At 35.9% G+C, this 18,487-nt stretch carries 20 protein-coding genes; 16 read left to right on the forward strand and 4 right to left on the reverse strand.

The features are described 5' to 3' along the window. Positions 1–528: 528 nt before the first annotated feature. Positions 529–1,380 carry a MurR/RpiR family transcriptional regulator gene (locus tag AC0KUU_RS06000; protein WP_043978222.1) on the reverse strand — a complete coding sequence of 284 codons (852 nt, stop codon included), beginning with the start codon at positions 1,378–1,380 and terminating at the stop codon, positions 529–531. Positions 1,381–1,815: 435 nt separating this feature from the next. On the opposite strand from AC0KUU_RS06000, the gene AC0KUU_RS06005 reads away from it, so the two are divergent. Genes AC0KUU_RS06005 through AC0KUU_RS06015 form a run of 3 tightly spaced genes read left to right on the forward strand, consistent with a single transcriptional unit; the run spans position 1,816 to position 3,605 of the window. Further along, complete coding sequence (locus AC0KUU_RS06005) at positions 1,816–2,496, forward strand: S-adenosylmethionine--2-demethylmenaquinone methyltransferase (protein ID WP_043978224.1); 681 nt, start codon at positions 1,816–1,818, stop codon at positions 2,494–2,496. Between the two features lie 20 nt (positions 2,497–2,516). Then, positions 2,517–3,407, forward strand: coding sequence for a prephenate dehydrogenase/arogenate dehydrogenase family protein (locus AC0KUU_RS06010; RefSeq protein WP_322552341.1), 891 nt, complete (start codon positions 2,517–2,519; stop codon positions 3,405–3,407). 45 nt (positions 3,408–3,452) lie between these two features. After that, positions 3,453–3,605: a hypothetical protein gene (locus tag AC0KUU_RS06015; RefSeq protein WP_157842249.1), complete on the forward strand. Its 153-nt coding sequence runs from the start codon at positions 3,453–3,455 to the stop codon at positions 3,603–3,605. An 885-nt stretch (positions 3,606–4,490) separates the two neighbouring features. On the opposite strand, the gene AC0KUU_RS06020 is transcribed toward AC0KUU_RS06015, so the two are convergent. From AC0KUU_RS06020 to AC0KUU_RS06030, 3 genes are read right to left on the reverse strand one after another with little or no spacing between them, the layout of a single operon-like run. Beyond that, positions 4,491–4,901 (reverse strand): DUF5360 family protein, encoded by a 411-nt coding sequence (locus tag AC0KUU_RS06020; protein ID WP_043978230.1) that lies wholly within the window; start codon positions 4,899–4,901, stop codon positions 4,491–4,493. A gap of 4 nt (positions 4,902–4,905) precedes the next feature. After that, positions 4,906–5,268, reverse strand: a complete 363-nt coding sequence (locus AC0KUU_RS06025; protein ID WP_043978233.1) for a DMT family transporter — start codon at positions 5,266–5,268, stop codon at positions 4,906–4,908. 14 nt (positions 5,269–5,282) lie between these two features. Next, the gene (locus AC0KUU_RS06030; protein WP_043978235.1) at positions 5,283–5,840 is read right to left on the reverse strand and encodes a TetR/AcrR family transcriptional regulator; all 558 of its coding nucleotides are present in this window, start codon (positions 5,838–5,840) and stop codon (positions 5,283–5,285) included. A gap of 274 nt (positions 5,841–6,114) precedes the next feature. On the opposite strand from AC0KUU_RS06030, the gene AC0KUU_RS06035 reads away from it, so the two are divergent. The 13 genes from AC0KUU_RS06035 to AC0KUU_RS06095 all read left to right on the forward strand — a co-directional run bounded on the left by AC0KUU_RS06035 (position 6,115) and on the right by AC0KUU_RS06095 (position 18,484). Continuing rightward, entirely contained in the window at positions 6,115–6,480 is a 366-nt protein-coding gene (locus tag AC0KUU_RS06035; protein ID WP_043978238.1) for a DUF2089 domain-containing protein, read from the forward strand. A gap of 11 nt (positions 6,481–6,491) precedes the next feature. Then, a complete protein-coding gene (locus AC0KUU_RS06040) occupies positions 6,492–6,881 on the forward strand; it encodes an SHOCT-like domain-containing protein (RefSeq protein ID WP_043978240.1) in 390 nt (129 codons plus the stop codon). A gap of 10 nt (positions 6,882–6,891) precedes the next feature. Continuing rightward, positions 6,892–7,173, forward strand: coding sequence for a hypothetical protein (locus AC0KUU_RS06045; RefSeq protein WP_043978267.1), 282 nt, complete (start codon positions 6,892–6,894; stop codon positions 7,171–7,173). Between the two features lie 608 nt (positions 7,174–7,781). After that, positions 7,782–9,215: a sensor histidine kinase gene (locus tag AC0KUU_RS06050; protein WP_043978242.1), complete on the forward strand. Its 1,434-nt coding sequence runs from the start codon at positions 7,782–7,784 to the stop codon at positions 9,213–9,215. Beyond that, a complete protein-coding gene (locus AC0KUU_RS06055; protein ID WP_013058374.1) occupies positions 9,208–9,780 on the forward strand; it encodes an ANTAR domain-containing response regulator in 573 nt (190 codons plus the stop codon). Before AC0KUU_RS06050 ends, AC0KUU_RS06055 begins: the two co-directional genes overlap by 8 nt. A 214-nt stretch (positions 9,781–9,994) precedes the next feature. Continuing rightward, positions 9,995–11,284: an ethanolamine utilization protein EutH gene (eutH, locus tag AC0KUU_RS06060; protein WP_080781589.1), complete on the forward strand. Its 1,290-nt coding sequence runs from the start codon at positions 9,995–9,997 to the stop codon at positions 11,282–11,284. 42 nt (positions 11,285–11,326) lie between these two features. After that, entirely contained in the window at positions 11,327–11,668 is a 342-nt protein-coding gene (eutS, locus tag AC0KUU_RS06065; protein ID WP_013058372.1) for an ethanolamine utilization microcompartment protein EutS, read from the forward strand. A gap of 24 nt (positions 11,669–11,692) precedes the next feature. Continuing rightward, a complete protein-coding gene (locus tag AC0KUU_RS06070) occupies positions 11,693–12,190 on the forward strand; it encodes a EutP/PduV family microcompartment system protein (RefSeq protein ID WP_043978247.1) in 498 nt (165 codons plus the stop codon). 198 nt (positions 12,191–12,388) lie between these two features. Continuing rightward, positions 12,389–13,834 carry an ethanolamine ammonia-lyase reactivating factor EutA gene (locus AC0KUU_RS06075; protein WP_043978249.1) on the forward strand — a complete coding sequence of 482 codons (1,446 nt, stop codon included), beginning with the start codon at positions 12,389–12,391 and terminating at the stop codon, positions 13,832–13,834. A 17-nt stretch (positions 13,835–13,851) separates the two neighbouring features. Further along, complete coding sequence (locus AC0KUU_RS06080; RefSeq protein WP_043978250.1) at positions 13,852–15,216, forward strand: ethanolamine ammonia-lyase subunit EutB; 1,365 nt, start codon at positions 13,852–13,854, stop codon at positions 15,214–15,216. Between the two features lie 12 nt (positions 15,217–15,228). Then, positions 15,229–16,254 carry an ethanolamine ammonia-lyase subunit EutC gene (gene eutC, locus AC0KUU_RS06085; RefSeq protein WP_043978252.1) on the forward strand — a complete coding sequence of 342 codons (1,026 nt, stop codon included), beginning with the start codon at positions 15,229–15,231 and terminating at the stop codon, positions 16,252–16,254. Between the two features lie 12 nt (positions 16,255–16,266). After that, positions 16,267–16,920 (forward strand): ethanolamine utilization microcompartment protein EutL, encoded by a 654-nt coding sequence (eutL, locus tag AC0KUU_RS06090; protein WP_043978254.1) that lies wholly within the window; start codon positions 16,267–16,269, stop codon positions 16,918–16,920. 34 nt (positions 16,921–16,954) lie between these two features. Then, positions 16,955–18,484 carry an acetaldehyde dehydrogenase (acetylating) gene (locus tag AC0KUU_RS06095; protein WP_080781590.1) on the forward strand — a complete coding sequence of 510 codons (1,530 nt, stop codon included), beginning with the start codon at positions 16,955–16,957 and terminating at the stop codon, positions 18,482–18,484. The last annotated feature ends 3 nt before the right edge of the window (positions 18,485–18,487 follow it).

Below are 18,487 nucleotides of genomic sequence, written 5' to 3' on the forward strand. Positions count from 1 at the left end.
TTTACAAAAAATCTATCGTGAATTCCCCCCTTAAGCCCACTGTATATATAGAATCATTAATAGATTATTTTCTATTCTTGTGTTTCTTTAACTAATCACTCCTTTACTAAAATCTTTTGTTGATGATTGCTTAGAACCAAAGGTAGTGCTCTCATCATTTGCGTGTTAACAAGCAAAATACAAGTGTTAGGATTAATAAACTTATAGTCACTTTGTAATCTTAGTAGGGGAGCAGTCAGATATCTCCGGATGATATCTAAAAATGATTTTACAGAACTAACTATATTCATTATTACAACCCTTCGTTTAAAGTAATAATTATTACTTTTCATTTAATTGTTGTAATAATTGTGACTATTTAAAAGTATACTATCATGGCTTCTAATGAAAAGTAAACGTTTTTTTATAGAAATGAAAAGTGAAAGGGAAGTATTAGACTTAATTAAAAAAATAAAAAAGTGGTAAAAACATAAAATATCGAATTATTTTATACATTCGATATTTCATGCTTTTACCACATTCGTAAATTTAATCAGTGTAATGATAATTAATTTTTGTAAGGACTGAATTGATTTTATCGAGACGATCCTTTGTCTTTTCTGGATAATTTATAGCTATCGCACTTACAAGATAATCTGCCACAAGTAGCGACGCTATAGGTGAATTATGAAAAGCGATACTACTCGAGCTACAAGTCAGTACTAAATCTGAGTACTTAACTAAAGGAGAAGAATAACTGTCGGTAATTGAAATGACCTTGGCATCGTTACTTTTGGCAGCTGTTACAAACTCAACAGTTCTTCTAGCGTACCTTGGAAAGGAGGTTGCAATAACTAAATCTTTAGAAGTTAAAGTAATTCCTTTATCCACCCAATCACTTAAGTCAGAGACAATTAGCTCACAGTTTCCGAGTAGTCGATTAAGCCCAAAAGATAGATGCTGTGCCACGGGTAAACCACTTCTAACGCTTGTACAAAATATTCGGTCTGCAGAGACAATCATTTCTAACGCTTTATTTAGGCTCTCTGTAGAAATCATTTCTACTGTTGATTGAATGTTATTGAATTGACTTTCTGCACAGCGCATCCACAAATCACTCTCATCTAAGCCCTTCAAATTTGTTTCTAATCTGATTTGAGGAGCAGCATTGTTACGTAAAAGCTCCTGAAGTCCTTTTTGAAATTCTGCATATCCAGAATAGCCTAGACTAAAAGCTAATCTCATTATCGTGGTCGTACTAGTTTTTACTGTCAAAGCCAATTGATCAACTGTTAAAAAAGCTACATCGACAGGATTTTTAAGGATATAGTCTGCTACTCTCCGTTGAGTTTCTGTTAGTTGTGAGATATTATCTTTTAATTTTAATATTGGATTTTCCATACCTTCGCTCCAATTAAACAGATTATATTGTAAATTTTATTTTTTTAAGCATATAAAAAGTATTTATCACAATACTTACTTGAATTTTAGCATGTTTACTTTTTTATGTAAAAATGTTTCTTCTAAGTAATAAAGCTTAGGATATGTTTTTCCTGTGCTTTATTTACAAAAATAGATTTACTTTATTAGGTACCGATGATAAGATACATTTAAGATTATAGTAATAAATATTACTTAAATAAAAAATGTAGTAATTTTTATTACTTTGTTATTTTTTACGATGTTTTTCTATCTTTTTCAAAAATGCAGCAAATAAACTGTAGATATTCTGCGAATAGGGGGGCAATATCTAATTTTATCAATTTAATTTTGTAAGCGTTATCCTGAGTAGAGCATTGATTAGAATATATCAAAATCGAAGAGGAGTGTATATCAGTGAGTAATTTAGCACCAGTATTATCTGAAGACATTATTAAGAGAGCAAACCTTCTTAATACAACTCTTATATCTGATGCAATGGGGTGTACAGGCTCAATGGATTATAAAATTAAGCCTGTATCTACAGGAATGAAGGTAGTTGGAACCGCTCTAACTGTAAGTTTAAGACCTGGAGATAACTTATTTCTTCATCAGGCAATCTATGATGGTACAGAAGGATATGTACTAGTTGTAGATGGAAAGGGGCATACGTCAAATGCTTACCTTGGAGAGTTAATGGCAGCTGCAGCTAAAGCTATTGGACTTGAGGGGATTATTATAGATGGGGCAGTTCGGGACAAAGAGACCCTTAGTCAATCAGGATTTCCTATTTTCTCAAAAGGATTTATTCCGAATGGTCCTCTTAAAGATGGCCCAGGTGAGTTACATAAACCTATTTCTTGTGGAGGCGTAGCCGTTATTCCAGGAGATCTAATTATAGGTGATGATGACGGAGTTGTTGTAGTTCCAAAAGAAAAGATTGAAGAGGTTCTTTTTAAAGCGGAAAAAAAACTAGAGTATGAGAAAACACGTTTAGAAACGATTGAAGCATTTGAAAGAGCACGTCTGCAAGGTGAATCTGGAGGTAACATTCAGCCTTCATGGTTAAGAGAACAGATGAAAGCATATGGATTATAAACAGAAGGGAGAGCTTTAAAGTGAAATTAGGTTTTATTGGATTTGGAGAGGCGGCCTTTGAGTTATCAGTTGGCTTAAAAGGCGAAGGTTTAGAAACCATTTTTGCTCATGATGTTATGATAGACCATCCTACATATGGTCCACAAATTAAAGAACGAGCTGCTCAAGCTCAAGTAGAACTTCTTTATAGACCCGAAGAAGTTTTAAAACAAGTAGATATAGTAATAGTAGCAGTACCCGCAGATAAAGCACTTGAAGTTAGTGAGATGCTAAAACCATTCATAAATAAAGAATGTATCTACGTAGATGTATCAGCTTCCACTCCTATCGTGAAGCAAAAAATTAACATAAATATACAAGAGAAGAATGCATTCTTTGTAGATGCCGCAATGCTAGGTCCCCTGCCAGTTTATAAACATAAGGTTCCTATTTCAGCAAGTGGTAATGGTGTAGATCGACTGTTTTCCTTAATGACTCCGTACAGTATGGACATAACTAAAGTAAGTGAAAAACCTGGTGATGCCTCTGCTGTAAAGCTAATTCGCAGTATTTATATGAAAGGTGTAGTTGCTCTTTATCTAGAGTTATTAGAAGCTTCTCATGAATTTAATGTAGAACAATTAGTCCTAGATTCTATTAGTGAAACTTTAGATAGTAAGAGCTTTAGAGAAACAATGAATCGATTGGTAACTGGAACCTCTATACATGCATTAAGAAGATCAATTGAGTTAGACGGCTCTATTCAAATGCTAGAGGCTTCTAATTTAAATTCTGTTATGTCTAAAGCAGCAAAAAGTAAATTAGAAACATTAGCTTCATTTAATTTAAAAGAAAAGTTTAAAGGACAAAAGCCAGATCATTGGTTGGATGTTATCAAAGCATGTAAAGAAGATGCTACTGTAAACAATTAAATAAACTAATCTATTATATCAATAATAAGAGACGGGGAGATTTACTTGGGAACATGGAATTTTCAAAGCGGTTCTATTTGGTTAGAAAAGGGGTTTATTCCAAATAAGTCTACAAGTATAGCAGCTACTCATAAGAATTCCAGAGATATTCATTTATCAGAATCAAATTTAATTGTAACAGCCCTAGGAGATTTTTAATGTGGGTGGTTACTGTAATCAATGCTTATTCAAGAGAAAATAATATTATCATGTTTGAATTTAGCACAGAAAGGGAGGCAAGAGAAACTTTCGTGAAATTACAAAACCATAAAATTTTTTCTGAAATTATCTGTTGTTATAATCCAGCTTCTACTTTAGCTGTTAACTGAGTTCTTTTAGGTTTAGGAAATCCGCTTAAAAAAGATAGTAAAGAAGGCCAAGTAAGATGAGTGAACACGCAAATATAGTAATTCTCCAGAGCTTGACAATAAAAGAGATGTAAACGTTATGTTTAAAAATAAGATAGTGTTGGTAGCCAACGGCCCAGGAATTAGAAAGGCTGCTTCCTATGATCAAACTTGTGGAAATTAAAAAATATCTCATATGACACTTATATAAAAGATAATTGCAGGTAAGGAATTATAAAAGAGGTTACAGGAAGAACTGTAACCTCAATTCAAACAACTAGAATTATATGTGTGTGAATTCTTATATAAGTGATTTTGCATTTCTCCCTAAAATATAAAAGCTACGTTAGAAATCCTCTTTTATTAAGTAGCGCCTCAGTTGATCTTATTTCTTTCTTTTGAATCCAAAACTCGCGATACAGGCTATTACTAACGAAATAACCCCAGCAACACTAATCTTTAGGTAAGAAATTCCCAAAGTCCAAGGACCATATTTATGGGAGTTCAAATGGTACATAGACCATCATTCTCCACCTTGGCCTTTAGAAAAAGAGAAGATGATCCATAGAAGGAACAAGAACAGAAACCACATAAAAAAGATGATGATATTAGCCATTTTCTTATTTATTTTTTAACCCTTCTCAAGAGGTTTTAATAATTCTTTAGTTATTGCTTTAAACTGATTTTAAAACGTTCATTAAATGAAAAGTTTACTTTTTTGATTGCCATTATCTTTTATAAGTAATGTTATAAAGAATAGAGGGTAAATCATCAAATACAAATTAAAAGCCCACCATGTGAGATCGAAATCTTTAATAAATGCCCAATACGCAATAGCTTGTATTCCTGAGCAAAATGTTAGCACTAGAGAAATTAAGGCATAACTCTTCCATGATTCTCTATACAGCCTGTATAAATATAGGCTAAACAATCCAGTGAATGAAACAAGAATATCTAGAGGGAAGAACGACCAGTTCCAAGCTATGACTATGGGGTTATCATAATCTTTGAATGCTATAGCTTTGGGTATCAATTCAAAGTAAGTAACAATCCAATAGATAATAAATCCGATATCTGTAACAAGAAAAAAAGGTTTTAAATATTTCATCTTTTTACCTCGTGTGTTCTTCTAAAGTGGATTTACTAATGTGAGCTTCTTTTTCATTGGTCATATTTAATGTTACTACGCCGATAATAATGAGAGCTATAGCAACAATCTTTAGTAGGCTTACACTTTCATCAAAGTACATAAATCCAATTAGCGTAATAAGTATAATCCCCATACCTGACCAAATAGCATAGGCAATTGAAACTTCTAAGCTTTTTAACGTTAATGTCAAAAAACACAAACTACAAATATAAAAGAATATGAGCAACACACTTGGTATAACTTTAGTAAAACCTTCTGATAATTTCATGGATGTAGTACCAGCCACTTCAAAAAGAATAGCTAAACATAGATAGATCCAATGCAAATCTTTTCGCCACCTTATTTTCTTATAGAAATGCCATTCAAAAGAATATCAATAACAGATTTTAATATTTCACTCATTGTTAAGTTAGATTTTAGAGAGAAGCTTGGCTGATAAATTTGATTGATTGCACCCAGGTATAGCTCTATAAATAGTTGTGAATTAATTTCACGTAGAACGCCTGTTTCTATTCCTTCTTCCATCAGTTTTACCACAAGATCCCACTCTTGCTTTAAAAAGTCATCTATCTCAACCCATTGATTATAGTGAAGCCGTTTTAAATCTGCTAATACGCGAATGTCCATTGTACTAAACTCTTCAGGAACACATATAAGGATTTGGGTAATCTTTTCAAGTAAACTTAGCCTTTCATCGTGGAAGATTTCTTCTTCTTTGTTCTTGATCTGTAGGATAAGATTTTCAACTATCGAGTCAATGATGTCGTCTTTGGAGCTAAAATGTTGGTACATGGTTCGTTTGCTAGTTCCTAAGTTCTTAGCTAAATCGCTAATAGTAAAAGAAAGTCCTTTTTGTTGAATTAAAAAAATTGCTTCATTTGTAATACGCTCTTTCATAAAAACCCCCCTCTTTGGTACCAGGAATAATTTTGTAGTACCGAACGTATTTTACAACATATTATTCCATAAATAAACATATTTTTATCTTTTTTACTTTTTTTAGATTAGAAGTATTCGAGATCCCATTGCTTGTGCTTTAAAAGAGTCAATTAATATTATTTAAACGAGAATTTATATTTTTAATTTATTCGTTAAAATTATTTAATTTTATTGTTTTTAACATTGAACATTTGTTATATAATCAAATTAACTAAAAGAAGGGGATTTGATTATGGCTTATAAAGTACTTACAAATTGTCCTGTCTGCAGTGAAACGTTAAAAATCACAAAGCTGCAGTGCAGACATTGTCACACGACGATTGAAAATGAGTTTGAATTATCTAAGCTGGCATCCTTATCAAGTGATCAGCTTCATTTTGTAGAAGTGTTTTTAACATGCAGAGGAAATATCAAAGAAGTGGAAAAGGAACTGGGAGTTTCGTATCCAACCGTCCGAGGCAAGCTTACTGACATCATTTCATCTCTTGGATATCTAGAAAAGAAGAAAAATGAAGTAGACGAGAAGAAAGTTGTGTCTATGCTAGAAAATGGTGAAATTACAGCAGAAGAAGCCATCAAGCTCTTAAAAGAAGAATAGGGGGGATTTTTGTGAAAGAGGAAATTACAAAAGTGTTAACAATGGTTCAAGAAGGCAAAATTGATGCAGAAAAGGGATCAGAACTGATACAAGTATTAAAGGAAAAAGAAGAAACAGGAAATAAGCTTTTGAAGAAACCGAATGCGTATCTAGATAAAATGTTGAAAATTCGAGTTGTGTCAACTGAAAACGATAATGTAAAGGTTAATTTGCCGATCAAGCTTGTCAAGCTGGTATTAATGGCGGGACACAGCATCGCAGCAAGTATTCCTCAATCAGAAAAATATGTAAAAGATATAGATATAAACCTGATTGTTGAAGCAATCGAAAACGAGTTAGATGGCCAAATTGTTGATATTAAATCGGCGAACGGAGATACCGTTTCAGTCATCATTGAATAATGGTTTGCTTATGATTCATGTAAAAGTGAAAACAAAAGATGTTCGATTTAGCATTCCAGTTCCATATGCTCTTTTAAACATTGCTATTAGCGTTGCTTTTTCAAAATTTATACAGAAGCATGCGGATAAATGGACAAAAGAACATTTTAAAAGAAAAGGGCTGAATTTCACTTTTCCGATAATAGATAAAAGCATGCTAAAGCCTATTGTTAAGGAACTGAAGAAACATAAGGGAATGATACTAGTAGATGTCAAAGCTACTGACGGTACGGAGGTAAGAGTTAAACTATGATGTAGCTTTGCAAAGTGCCTACCCGCGTGTAAAAATAAAACCTTATTCGTCTAAATAGATGTAAAAAAGGCTGAAAAAAGAGATCATACAGTTTGCTATCGTGCTGTATGATCTCTTTTTTTTCTCTGCTTTTTTCCTTTTCTTATCTAACCTATATCCGGAGTGTGCCCCCAAATATGGCAACAAACATAGCAATCCATATTCCTATGGACACTGACATCGTATTAAAACGCCCCTTTGCTACTTGATATTATTAAGTATTTCTTTTTATTAAGCAGCTCCGTAGTTGATTTTATCTTTTTTTGAAATCCAAAACTCACTATATAAGCTATTACTAACAAAGTAACAGAATACTAATTTTTACGTAAAAAGCTTTAAAGCCCAGGGACTATATCTATGCGAATTCAACTGGGAGATAGACCACGATCGCCCACTTTTACCTTTAGAAAAAGGGGGGATAAGACATAGAAGAAATAAGATTTCCTTCGTAAAGTAAATATTTTTGCATCAAAATGGATCATTGACAAAGAAAGTTCAGAAAAATATAATACTTATTATATTCTAATATTTTAATGCTTAAATGTTTAAAAGCAGCTAGGAGTTTACATATGACTCATACCTTATCCTTAAATTCTTTATGCAGGCTTCATACAAATCTAGCAGAAGTCGATATTCAAAAGATTGATGAAGTTGCTAAAAATTTGCCGCTTATTGCTGATTTAAACCGAGCAAATGTGTTTATCGATTGTTTAACAAAAGAAGGACAGCATGCAGTTGTAGTGGCAGAAGCTGCACCAGAAACTGCACCGTCAGTTTATGAACGTCCAGTCGCAGGGAAATTTGTGTACGAAGCGTTTGAACCAGCAGTATTTTACACGCTGCGAAATGGAAAACCGATGTCTTTAAATCGTGCCTTAACACAAGAAGGAAAAACGGTAGAACAAAGTGTGGTTCCTATTAAAGGATTTAATAATCGTGTAATTGCTACATTGATTATGGAGAAAGATATCAGTGAAGTAGTTGAACGTCAAGAAAAAATGAAAACGTTATCAAATACAAATGATACGTTAAGCGAAATTTTAATGGAGATAACAGAAAATGCTTCGCTTATTCCAGAGTTTATTGGAGAGGCACTTTTCTTTATTGATCCTAATTTAAACATTCTATATTTTAATTCTGCTGCTTTTAATTTGGTTTCTGAAGTCTGTTCCTCAGAATGTAAGACAGGCAATCAAATCATCGAATATTTTCCTTGTTTAGAAGAGTTATTTTATCATCCAGAAAAGTTGTTTATGCATGAAGTGACCATCTTAAATAAGGTATTTCAAGTCAAAAAAGTTAGTTTAAAACAAGAAAATCCAACGAATGGCGCTTTTATTACATTTCGAGATATGACTGAACTTAGAGAGCGAGAAAGAGAACTTGTTGTCAAATCAGTTATGATTCAAGAAATTCATCATCGCGTCAAAAATAATTTACAGACTATTGCGAGTTTATTAAGGCTTCAGATGAGAAGGGGCCTTCCTGAAGAAAGCAAGGCTCATTTTGTCGAGAGTCTTAACCGGATTCTAAGTATCGCTTCTGTGTACGAGATTATTCTTTCCAACTCTAGTGTAGACAATGTAGATATTCTTAGTTTGATTGAGAAAATTGGTAATATGCTAGTGTATAGCTCTACGGATGAAAATAAAAATATTTCAATTGAATATTCGGGCACTCAGCTTTTTACAGAGTCGGATAAAGCTGTCTCCATAGCATTAATTATTAATGAGCTCATTCAAAACTGTATGAAACACGCGTTTAAGGGAAGAGAAGAAGGTAAGGTTCACGTTTCTTTTCAACAGAATAACTGCGAGATAGAGGTTACAATTAAAGATAATGGTATTGGGTACTCAAAAGAAGCCAAACCATCTTTAGGATTAGATATAGTTACCATGATGGTCACTCACGATTTATCTGGTCAATTTTCGATTGAGAGAACTGCAAATGGCACCATGGCATCAGCTAGGTTCCCATTAGAAAGAGGCGGACACCGTGACTAAACGAATTATGATTGTTGAAGATGAGTCAATTGTACGACTAGATTTATCAATGATGCTCTCTGATAATGGTTATGAAATAGTAGGAGAAGCTGGAGATGGAGAAAAAGCGGTTGAATTAGCTTTTGCACTAAAGCCAGATCTGATTATTATGGATATAAAAATGCCTAAGTTAAATGGACTGAAAGCAAGTGAAATTATTTCAAATAAATATAATATTCCTATTCTGCTGTTGACAGCATACAGCCAGAGGGAGTTTATTGATAAAGCAAAAAAAGCGAATATAGTAGGCTATTTAGTAAAACCGATAGCTGAATCAAATTTAATTCCAGCAGTTGAAATCGCTCTACAGCAAGCAGAAAATGCAAAAATGTATGAGCAAAAAGTTCAGGAAATGAATAATGAACTGAAGAAACGAAAAATTGTTGAAAAAGCAAAAGGAATTTTAATGGATAAATATAATTTAACAGAAGATCGTGCTTTCAAAAAAATGCGGACGATTAGCATGAAAAAGCAGGTTACACTAGAGAAGTTAGCAAAACACATCATTGAGAAATATGGAACTTAACCTCACTGTACAAGTAAATAGTTTGAGCAAAGGTGCTTAGTGGTTTTAAGTGATAAAAAACCACCTGGCACCTTTTTGTCTTTTTTAAGGGAACAATTTTAAACTTTCTCTAGTAGCAAAGCTCTTAACAGGTTACTTCATACGCTTTAAATAGATAGAAATAGTTAAACTATTATCTATTTAAATAAAAATTATCATATAGGGGGAATTGGGTGTGGTTATCATTGGGAAAATCGTGATTTATATTATCATGACTTGTGCAGTGTGTGGGGCTATTGCTGCGATTAGAAACAGTGATGAAGGGTTAGGAAAGCAATTTATGGAGGGCTTGCATTCTATTGGGTACATTTTTATACCAGCAGCTGGTATCATGGCTGCAACTCCATATCTTTCGTGGTTTATTAGTACGGTATGCGGTCCTTTTTTCTCAGCTATTGGGGCAGATCCTGCTATCGCTGCAACCTCTATCTTAGCAACGGATATGGGAGGATATCAATTAGCACACGTATTAAAAGAGTCGTATGAAGGATGGGTCATGGCCATGATAGTAGGATTTATGGCCGGAGCAACCATTGTATTCTCAATTCCAGTAGGACTGGCCATGCTTGATAAACGCGACCACAAATATATGGCGCTCGGCGTCATGTCAGGTGTGTTAACGATCCCAATTGGGGCTTTTATTTCAAGTGTTTTAATTATGGTAACCAACTCTGATGTGCGTAAAATTATTTCAACTACAAGTGATTCAACATACGAATTTACGATAAGTTATTTGAAAATTATTTTGAACTTATCTCCACTTTTATTATTTGTTGTGCTATTAGCGGTAGGACTATATTTCTTGCCAGATTTAATGATTAAAGGATTTATGTGGTTTGGGCGTATTATGGATGCCGGAATTAAGCTAGTTCTTGTTTTCTCCATTGTTGAAATTTTTACGGGCCTATTCTCTCATTTATTTGGAAGCTGGGGATTTCATCCGATCATGGCTGATAAAACGGATCAATTCCGTGCGCTAGAAACAGCAGGTTATATTGGCATCATGCTTGCTGGTGCATTTCCAATGGTTTATTTGCTTCAAAAATATGCAGGAAAGCCGCTTGAAGCTGTAGGGAAAAAACTCGGACTAAGTAAAGAAGGAAGTGCAGGTATTTTAGCTACAATTGCTAATATTTTAGCGATGTTTAAGCTTATTCGCAGTATGCCTCCAAAAGACAAAGTTATTAATATTTCGTTTGCGGTTTGCTCGGCATTCTTATTAGGAGATCATTTGTCTTTTACAGCCAATTTCCAGCCGACATTAATTCTTCCAGTTATTATCGGGAAGTTCTCTGCAGGTGTAATAGGCATTGGTTTAGCATATTGGCTATCTGTTCCAAAAGCCTTGGAGCTAGAAAAGAAGGATCGCGAAGCAGGCATTATTGGAAAAGACGAGTACTTAAGTTCAGCAGCTGAAGAAAATGAAAAGGTAGAAGAAAAAAGCAGTAAGACACAAGTGATGTAAGCATTGTATAGAATTTGTACGATAAGGGAGAGGTAATTTTTTATGAGTGAAGAAAAAAAGCGTTTTATTCAAGAGTTTGTGCCGGGAAAACAAATTACATTAAGCCATTTAATTGCAAATCCAGATCCGGATATGTTTGAAAAATTGGGTATACAGCAAGAAGGAGCTCTAGGCATTCTAACATTAACTCCAAGTGAGACGGTTATCATTGCAGGTGATTTGGCTACAAAAGCTGCACATGTTCAATTAGGTTTTTTAGATCGTTTTACAGGAAGTCTTGTTATTGTGGGGAGCGTTTCAGAAGTAGACATGGCAATGAGAGAAATCAATCGTTTTCTCTCCGAAACATTAGGTTACACACCTTCAATTATTACAAAATCTTAATTGTATAGTAGGGAGGGGAGAGTTATGCATAAAAAAAACAGAGCCATGCTTATTGGTTCAATTGGTGCAGGCAAATCGACATTAACAAATGCTCTGCTTGGAAAGCCGGTCGAAGCAGTTAAAACCCAAGCATTAATCTATTATGATTGGATCGTTGATACACCTGGAGAATATGTTGAAAATCCTTTTTTTTATAAAAATATTATGGCAACCGCTCTTGAAGTTACACATGTGTTATATTTGCAGGACGCCACAAAGAAAAAGACAGTCTTTCCACCTAATTTTAGTACAGGCATTAATAAGTTAGCTATTGGGGTCATTACAAAAAGTGATGCGGAAGATGCTGATGTGAGCTTAGCTATTAAAAAAGCAAGGCAAGTAGTTGTAAATGGTCCTATTGTTGTTACTTCTTCCCGCAACAAAGAAGGGCTTGAAGAGGTTCGAGCTTTGGTACAGTGTCAGTCTTTACAAGAGATGAAACAGTATACTGATAACTGGAAATCGAAATATATTATTTTTTAATGAAAACCTTTACATTTTGTAAAAAATCAGTTATATTCTAAATATACAAAAAAAACACGGGCAAAGGCGCCTTATACAGCTATCTTTCAGGAGATAGTTCGTATGAGGTGCCTTTTTTATTTGACTAAAACACGACTAATTAGCAATCAGTAATGACTAAAACCTTTTGCTGATTGAAGGTTGATGAGGTGGAGGGATATGAAACAATACGAACCGCTAAAAGAGGAGATTATCAGCGCAGGAATTGATATAGGAACAAGCACAACCAAAATTGTGTTAAGCCAATTTTCTCTGATGAATATGGCAGGAGGAACACACTTGCCGCGTATTGAGATTATTGATAAAGAAATTATTCATCGCAGCCCAATTTATCGAACACCACTTCTCACATCAACAACAATCGATATTGAAGCAATAGAGAAGCTTGTTAGAAATGAGTATGATAAAGCAAACGTTGGTTCTGAAGATATTAAAACAGGTGCCGTGATTATTACAGGTGAAACAGCAACTAAGCAAAATGCCGAGGAAATGATTCACCATCTATCAAATCATGCGGGGGAGTTTTTAGTTGCAACTGCGGGTCCTGATTTAGAGGGAATTATTGCAGCAAAAGGATCAGGAGCTTATCAATATTCTAAAAAAGTGAGCAAAACTATTGCCAATATAGATATTGGCGGGGGAACCGCTAATGTAGCAGTCTATCGAATGGGAAGGCTGTGTGGAACCTGCACACTGCATATAGGAGGCAGGCTGATAGAGTTTTCGGAAGATAAAATCAGCAGCATTTCGCCACCGGTTAGAAATCTATTAAGAGGGTGGAATAGTACTCTTGTAAAAGGTGACGTACTGGTGGAAGAAGAGATAAAGAATATAACAAATTATATGGCCGATGTGATTAGTAGAATGCTAACACGTACCATGACAGCAGAAGACAAGGTACTGCTTTTAGGTCATGAACCAAATTGGAAAGAAGAAATTGATGTCATTATGTTTTCTGGTGGAATCAGTGAGTGCCTCTATCAATATGAGTCTAAAGATTTTGAACAAGCTCCTTACCACGACATAGGAATGATGCTTGCGGACTCTTTAAGAGATAGTCAGAGTTTGAAGAGATGGTCATGGATTAAGCCTGATGAAACCGTTCGCGCAACCGTTCTTGGTGCTGGTACACAAACGACTGAAATCAGTGGAGCTACGATTCAAGTGGAAAGCAAAGATTTACCTGTACGAAATATACCCGTTTATCAAATTTCGTTTAAGGATGGGTTTCAAAAAAGTGTTCATCACTTAAAGGATGCTGTAAAAGATGCAATTGAGATACATGACCCGCAGCAGGAGGGGCAAAATTTTGCCTTGTACTTATCTGGGCTTCCGTACGTAGGATTTCGAGATATTCAGCAATTAGCAAAAGGTCTGCTAGAAGCGGTGAAACAAAAAAACAAAAGAGATCAGCCGCTGATTATTGTTCTTGAGAGCGATCATGCCAAGGTATTGGGTCAAACGCTTGTTGCTCAAGATTCGTCGCAAAGCATTATTTGTATTGATCAAATTAAGGTGGAACACGGTGACTACTTAGATATTGGCCAATTGCTGCAAACAAGTGTGGTACCGGTAGTAGTCAAAACCCTTACGTTCCATTCATAAGAAAGGGGGCTTCACTGTTGAAGTTACATACACATTATTTAGGTGCTGTCTATCAATTTTCTGATTTGAAAGATTTGTTTGCTAAGGCAAATGAAGAAAAGTCTGGTGACCGGCTGGCAGGTTTAGCTGCAGAAACCGTTCAAGAAAGAATTGCAGCAAAGGAAGTGCTTAGTGAATTAACACTTGCTGATATTCGCGAAAACCCAATGATCTCACCTGAAGAAGATGAAGTATCTCAAATTATTGAGAGTGAAGTAAATGAACCTATCTATCAAGCAATGAAAAATTGGTCCATAGCAGAGCTTAGAGAGTATATCTTAAGTGATGAAACAACGGGTGAGGATTTAAAGAGGATTAGTCGAGGGTTAAATAGTGAAATTATTGCTGCAGTAGCAAAATTAATGTCAAACCTCGATTTAGTTCACGCCGCAAATAAGGTTGAAATTTTAACAAAATGCAACATTACTATTGGCCAAAAAGGAGTCTTAGCTTCTAGACTGCAGCCTAATCATCCTACAGATAATGTAGAGGGTATGATTGCTTCTTTAAAAGAAGGGCTGTCTTACGGAATTGGAGACGCTGTTATTGGTATTAACCCTGTAGATGATTCAGTTGAAAGTGTAAAACGACTGCTCCACGCCACAAAAAATTTTATGAATGATTGGGAGATTCCAACTCAAAACTGTGTCTTAGCTCATGTTACGACTCAGATGAAAGCCATTGAACAAGGAGCACCAGCGGATATGATTTTCCAAAGTATTGCTGGAACAGAAGCCGCTAACCGTTCATTTGGAATCAGCGCTGCCTTACTAGAAGAGGCAAATCAATTAGCAAAAAGTCACGGAACAGGAACAGGGCCTCAACGCTTATATTTTGAAACAGGACAAGGTTCTGAGCTATCAGCTGAAGCACATTTTGGAATGGATCAGCTAACGTTAGAGTCGCGTAACTATGGGTTTGCACGTCATTATGACCCTTACATTGTAAATACCGTGGTCGGTTTTATTGGACCTGAGTACTTATATAACAACAAACAAGTTATTCGCGCAGGCTTAGAAGATCATTTTATGGCAAAGATGCATGGAATTCCGATGGGTGTAGATATTTGTTACACCAATCATATCAAAGCAGATCAAAATGATATTGAAGATCTGGGTGTATTGCTAACAGCTGCAGGTGTTAATTTTATTATCGCAACACCAATGGGTGATGATTGTATGCTTAACTACCAATCAATGAGCTACCACGATGTAGCGACTTTAAGGCAAACGATGGGGAAACAGCCTTCTCCTTTATTTGCAGAATGGCTTGAGAAAATGGGGATTTTTGAACAAGGGAAATTAGGTAAATACGCAGGAGATCCAAGTATTTTTACAAGGTAGGTGATAAAGAGGATGAATCCTGAATTGATTGAAAAAATTACACGATCCATTGTTGAAAAGCTAGAAAAACAATCTAGTTTCGAACAAAATTCTCCTACTGACGAACGTCAAAGCAGCGTAGCTTTTTGGGCTCACACATCCAATGCCAATACGAAGGTAACTAATGGGCCTCTAGCTGAAGTGGTAGAAGAAGAGTCGGCAAAGGAATTAATTAAATTTCCGAATATTCAAGAAGATAATTCGGCATCTCTGCCTGAAAGTAAAATGCCTATTCAGCAGGAAGAGAACATTGAACCAAAGCAGCAGGTGCCGGGTATTAAAAACCCAGTGAATCAAGAAGAATTAGATACATTGATTCAAAAAACACCTGCCCGAATAGGGATTGGCAGAGCAGGTTTACGTCCGCGAACAGAAACATGGCTGAAATTCCGCTATGACCATGCAGCAGCCGTTGACGCTGTGTATGGCAATGTGAACGACGACCTTTTAAAACGGCTGAACTTATTTAAAGTAAATACTCAGGTAACGGATAAAGAAGTATACATTCGCCGGCCGGATTATGGACGAAAGCTATCAGACGAAGCAAAAAAGTGCATTCAAGAGAGATGTACCAAATCACCAACTGTTCAAATTATTGTTTCTGATGGTTTAAGCTCCAAGGCCATTGAAGAAAATGTCGAAGATGTTTACCTATCTCTTCAACAGTCCTTAAAAAGCGCTGGTTTAGATGTCGGCGTTCCGTTTTACATAGAAAAAGGTCGAGTTGCTGTAATGGACGACATTGGTGAACTTCTGACGCCAAAAGTGGTGGTACTTTTGATTGGAGAACGCCCGGGACTTATAAGCGCAGAATCTTTAAGTGCCTATTTATGCTATGAACCGAAAAAAGGAATGATTGAAGCTGAGAGAATGGTGGTTTCCAATATTCATAAAGGCGGTATTCCTCCAGTTGAAGCGGGTGCTTATCTCGGTACATTGGTTCAAAAAATTTTAAAATATGAAGCTAGCGGAGTATCGCTTGTTCAAAAAGAACAATAGAGGTGAATAAGAGTGGCTTTAACACGTATCCATGCTGACATTTTAGCTGTTCGTGTGATTCCAAATGTGGATGACGCCTTAGTTCAACAGTTTAACTTGCAGCCTTACCATAGAAGTTTAGCCATGTTTACATCAAGTATTGATGACGTAGGCTATACAGCTTTAGATGAAGCCACTAAAAGAGCAGACGTTGAGGTAGCTTATGCCCGTTCCTTTTATGCTGGCGCTGCCCATGCGTCAGGTCCGCTATCAGGTGAAATGATTGGGGTATTAGCAGGTCCAAGTCCAGATGAAGTTAAAGCTGGTATTGAGGCTGTTTTACAAGTGACAAAATCAGATGCCTATTTTGAAGCGTTAGATGAAGAGAAAAATCACGCGCTGTATGCACATGTGGTGGCAAGAACAGGTTCTTATCTTTCTAAAGAAGCAGGAATCGATATTGGCGAACCGCTAGCTTATTTAATTGCCCCTCCACTAGAGGCTATGTATGGACTTGATGTAGCGCTTAAAGCAGCTGATGTAGAACTTGTGAAATTTTTTGCCCCTCCTTCTGAAACAAATTTTGGCGGTGGGTTTTTAACAGGATCTCAATCAGCCTGTCAAGCAGCTGCTGATGCGTTTCGCCAGGCTATTTTAGACATTGCAAGAAATCCAGTTCATTATTAAAAAGCTTATAGACAGTAGAAAGGAGTTGTTGGATATGCAGTTTGATCAAGATCTTCAATCTTTGCAAGAGATGCGAGATGCAGTGGAAAAGGCAAAAGCCGCACAGCAGGTATACTTGAATTTTTCACAAGAACAAGTAGATCGCATTGTTGAACAAGTTGCCGAAGCAGCCTATTCTAAAGCATTGGAATTAGCGAAAATGGCAGTGGAAGAAACGCGAATGGGTGTTGCAGAACATAAGAAAATCAAAAATGAGGTAGGATCTAGAGCTGTTTATGAATCAATTAAAAATGAAAAAACAGTAGGTATTGTTCACGAAGATAGAGCGAACAAAGTGATAGAAGTCGCCTCTCCTTTTGGAGTTGTTGCTGGAATTATTCCTACAACTAACCCAACTTCAACGGCTATCTTCAAGACATTAATTAGTTTAAAAACTAGAAATGCTCTAGTGGTCAGCCCTCATCCTCGGGCAATGAACTGTACAGTAGAAGCACTTAAAATTTGTTCCCGTGCAGCAGTTGAAGCAGGAGCTCCAGAAGGGATTATTGGTTGGATTTCTAATCCTTCTATGGCAGCAACCAATGAATTAATGAAGCATAAAGATGTGAACTTAATTCTAGCAACAGGTGGAAGTGGTCTCGTTCGAGCAGCGTATAGTTCTGGGAAACCAGCTTATGGTGTAGGTCCAGGAAATGTACCTGTATATATTGAAAAGACTGCGAAGGTTGACCAAGCAGTAAAAATGATTGTCGATAGCAAAACGTTCGACAACGGCACGATCTGTGCAACCGAGCAAGCAATTGTTGTCGATCTTAATATTCAACAAATGGCTATTAGAGAATTAAAGAATAATGGAGCCTACTTTTTAAATTCAGAAGAGAAAGCCAAGATGGAAAAAGTGATTTCACCGATTCCAAAGAAGCTTAATCCGAATATTGTTGGTCAAAGTGCTGTGAAAATTGCTGAAATGGCAGGTATTACAGTACCTTCTGATACACGCATCTTAGTTGCTGAAGAAACAAAGGTGGCCAAGGATGTACCATTTTCGATTGAAAAGCTAGCACCTATCTTCCCATTGTATACAGCTAAGAACAACGAACAAGCAAGGGAATTATGTTTAAGCTTATTAAACCTTGGAGGAAGAGGTCATAGTTTATCGCTTCATACAAACGATGATGCTGTAGCTAAAACGTTTGCTCTTGAAATGCCGATCTCGAGACTGATGGTCAACACACTCTCGTCAGTAGGAGCTGTGGGTGGTACGACTGGACTTAAGCCTTCCTTTACACTAGGATGCGGTTCGTTTGGAGGCAACATTACGTCAGACAATGTGACCGCTCGCCATTTATTAAATATTAAGCGAATGGCTTACGGCACAAAAGAGGTAACAATTCCGAAACCATCTCTATCTTCTACCTCTGCTTCGTCAGATACAAAAGATCATCAAGACGTACAGGAAATTGTCAACGAAGTTATGAATCAATTAAAGCCACAGGGACCGATTGATTCGGCAGCAATTTCTGAAATGGTTAATCAAGCACTTCAAAAATATCAAACAAACTAATTA

The organism is Priestia sp. ST2 (assembly GCF_055810735.1).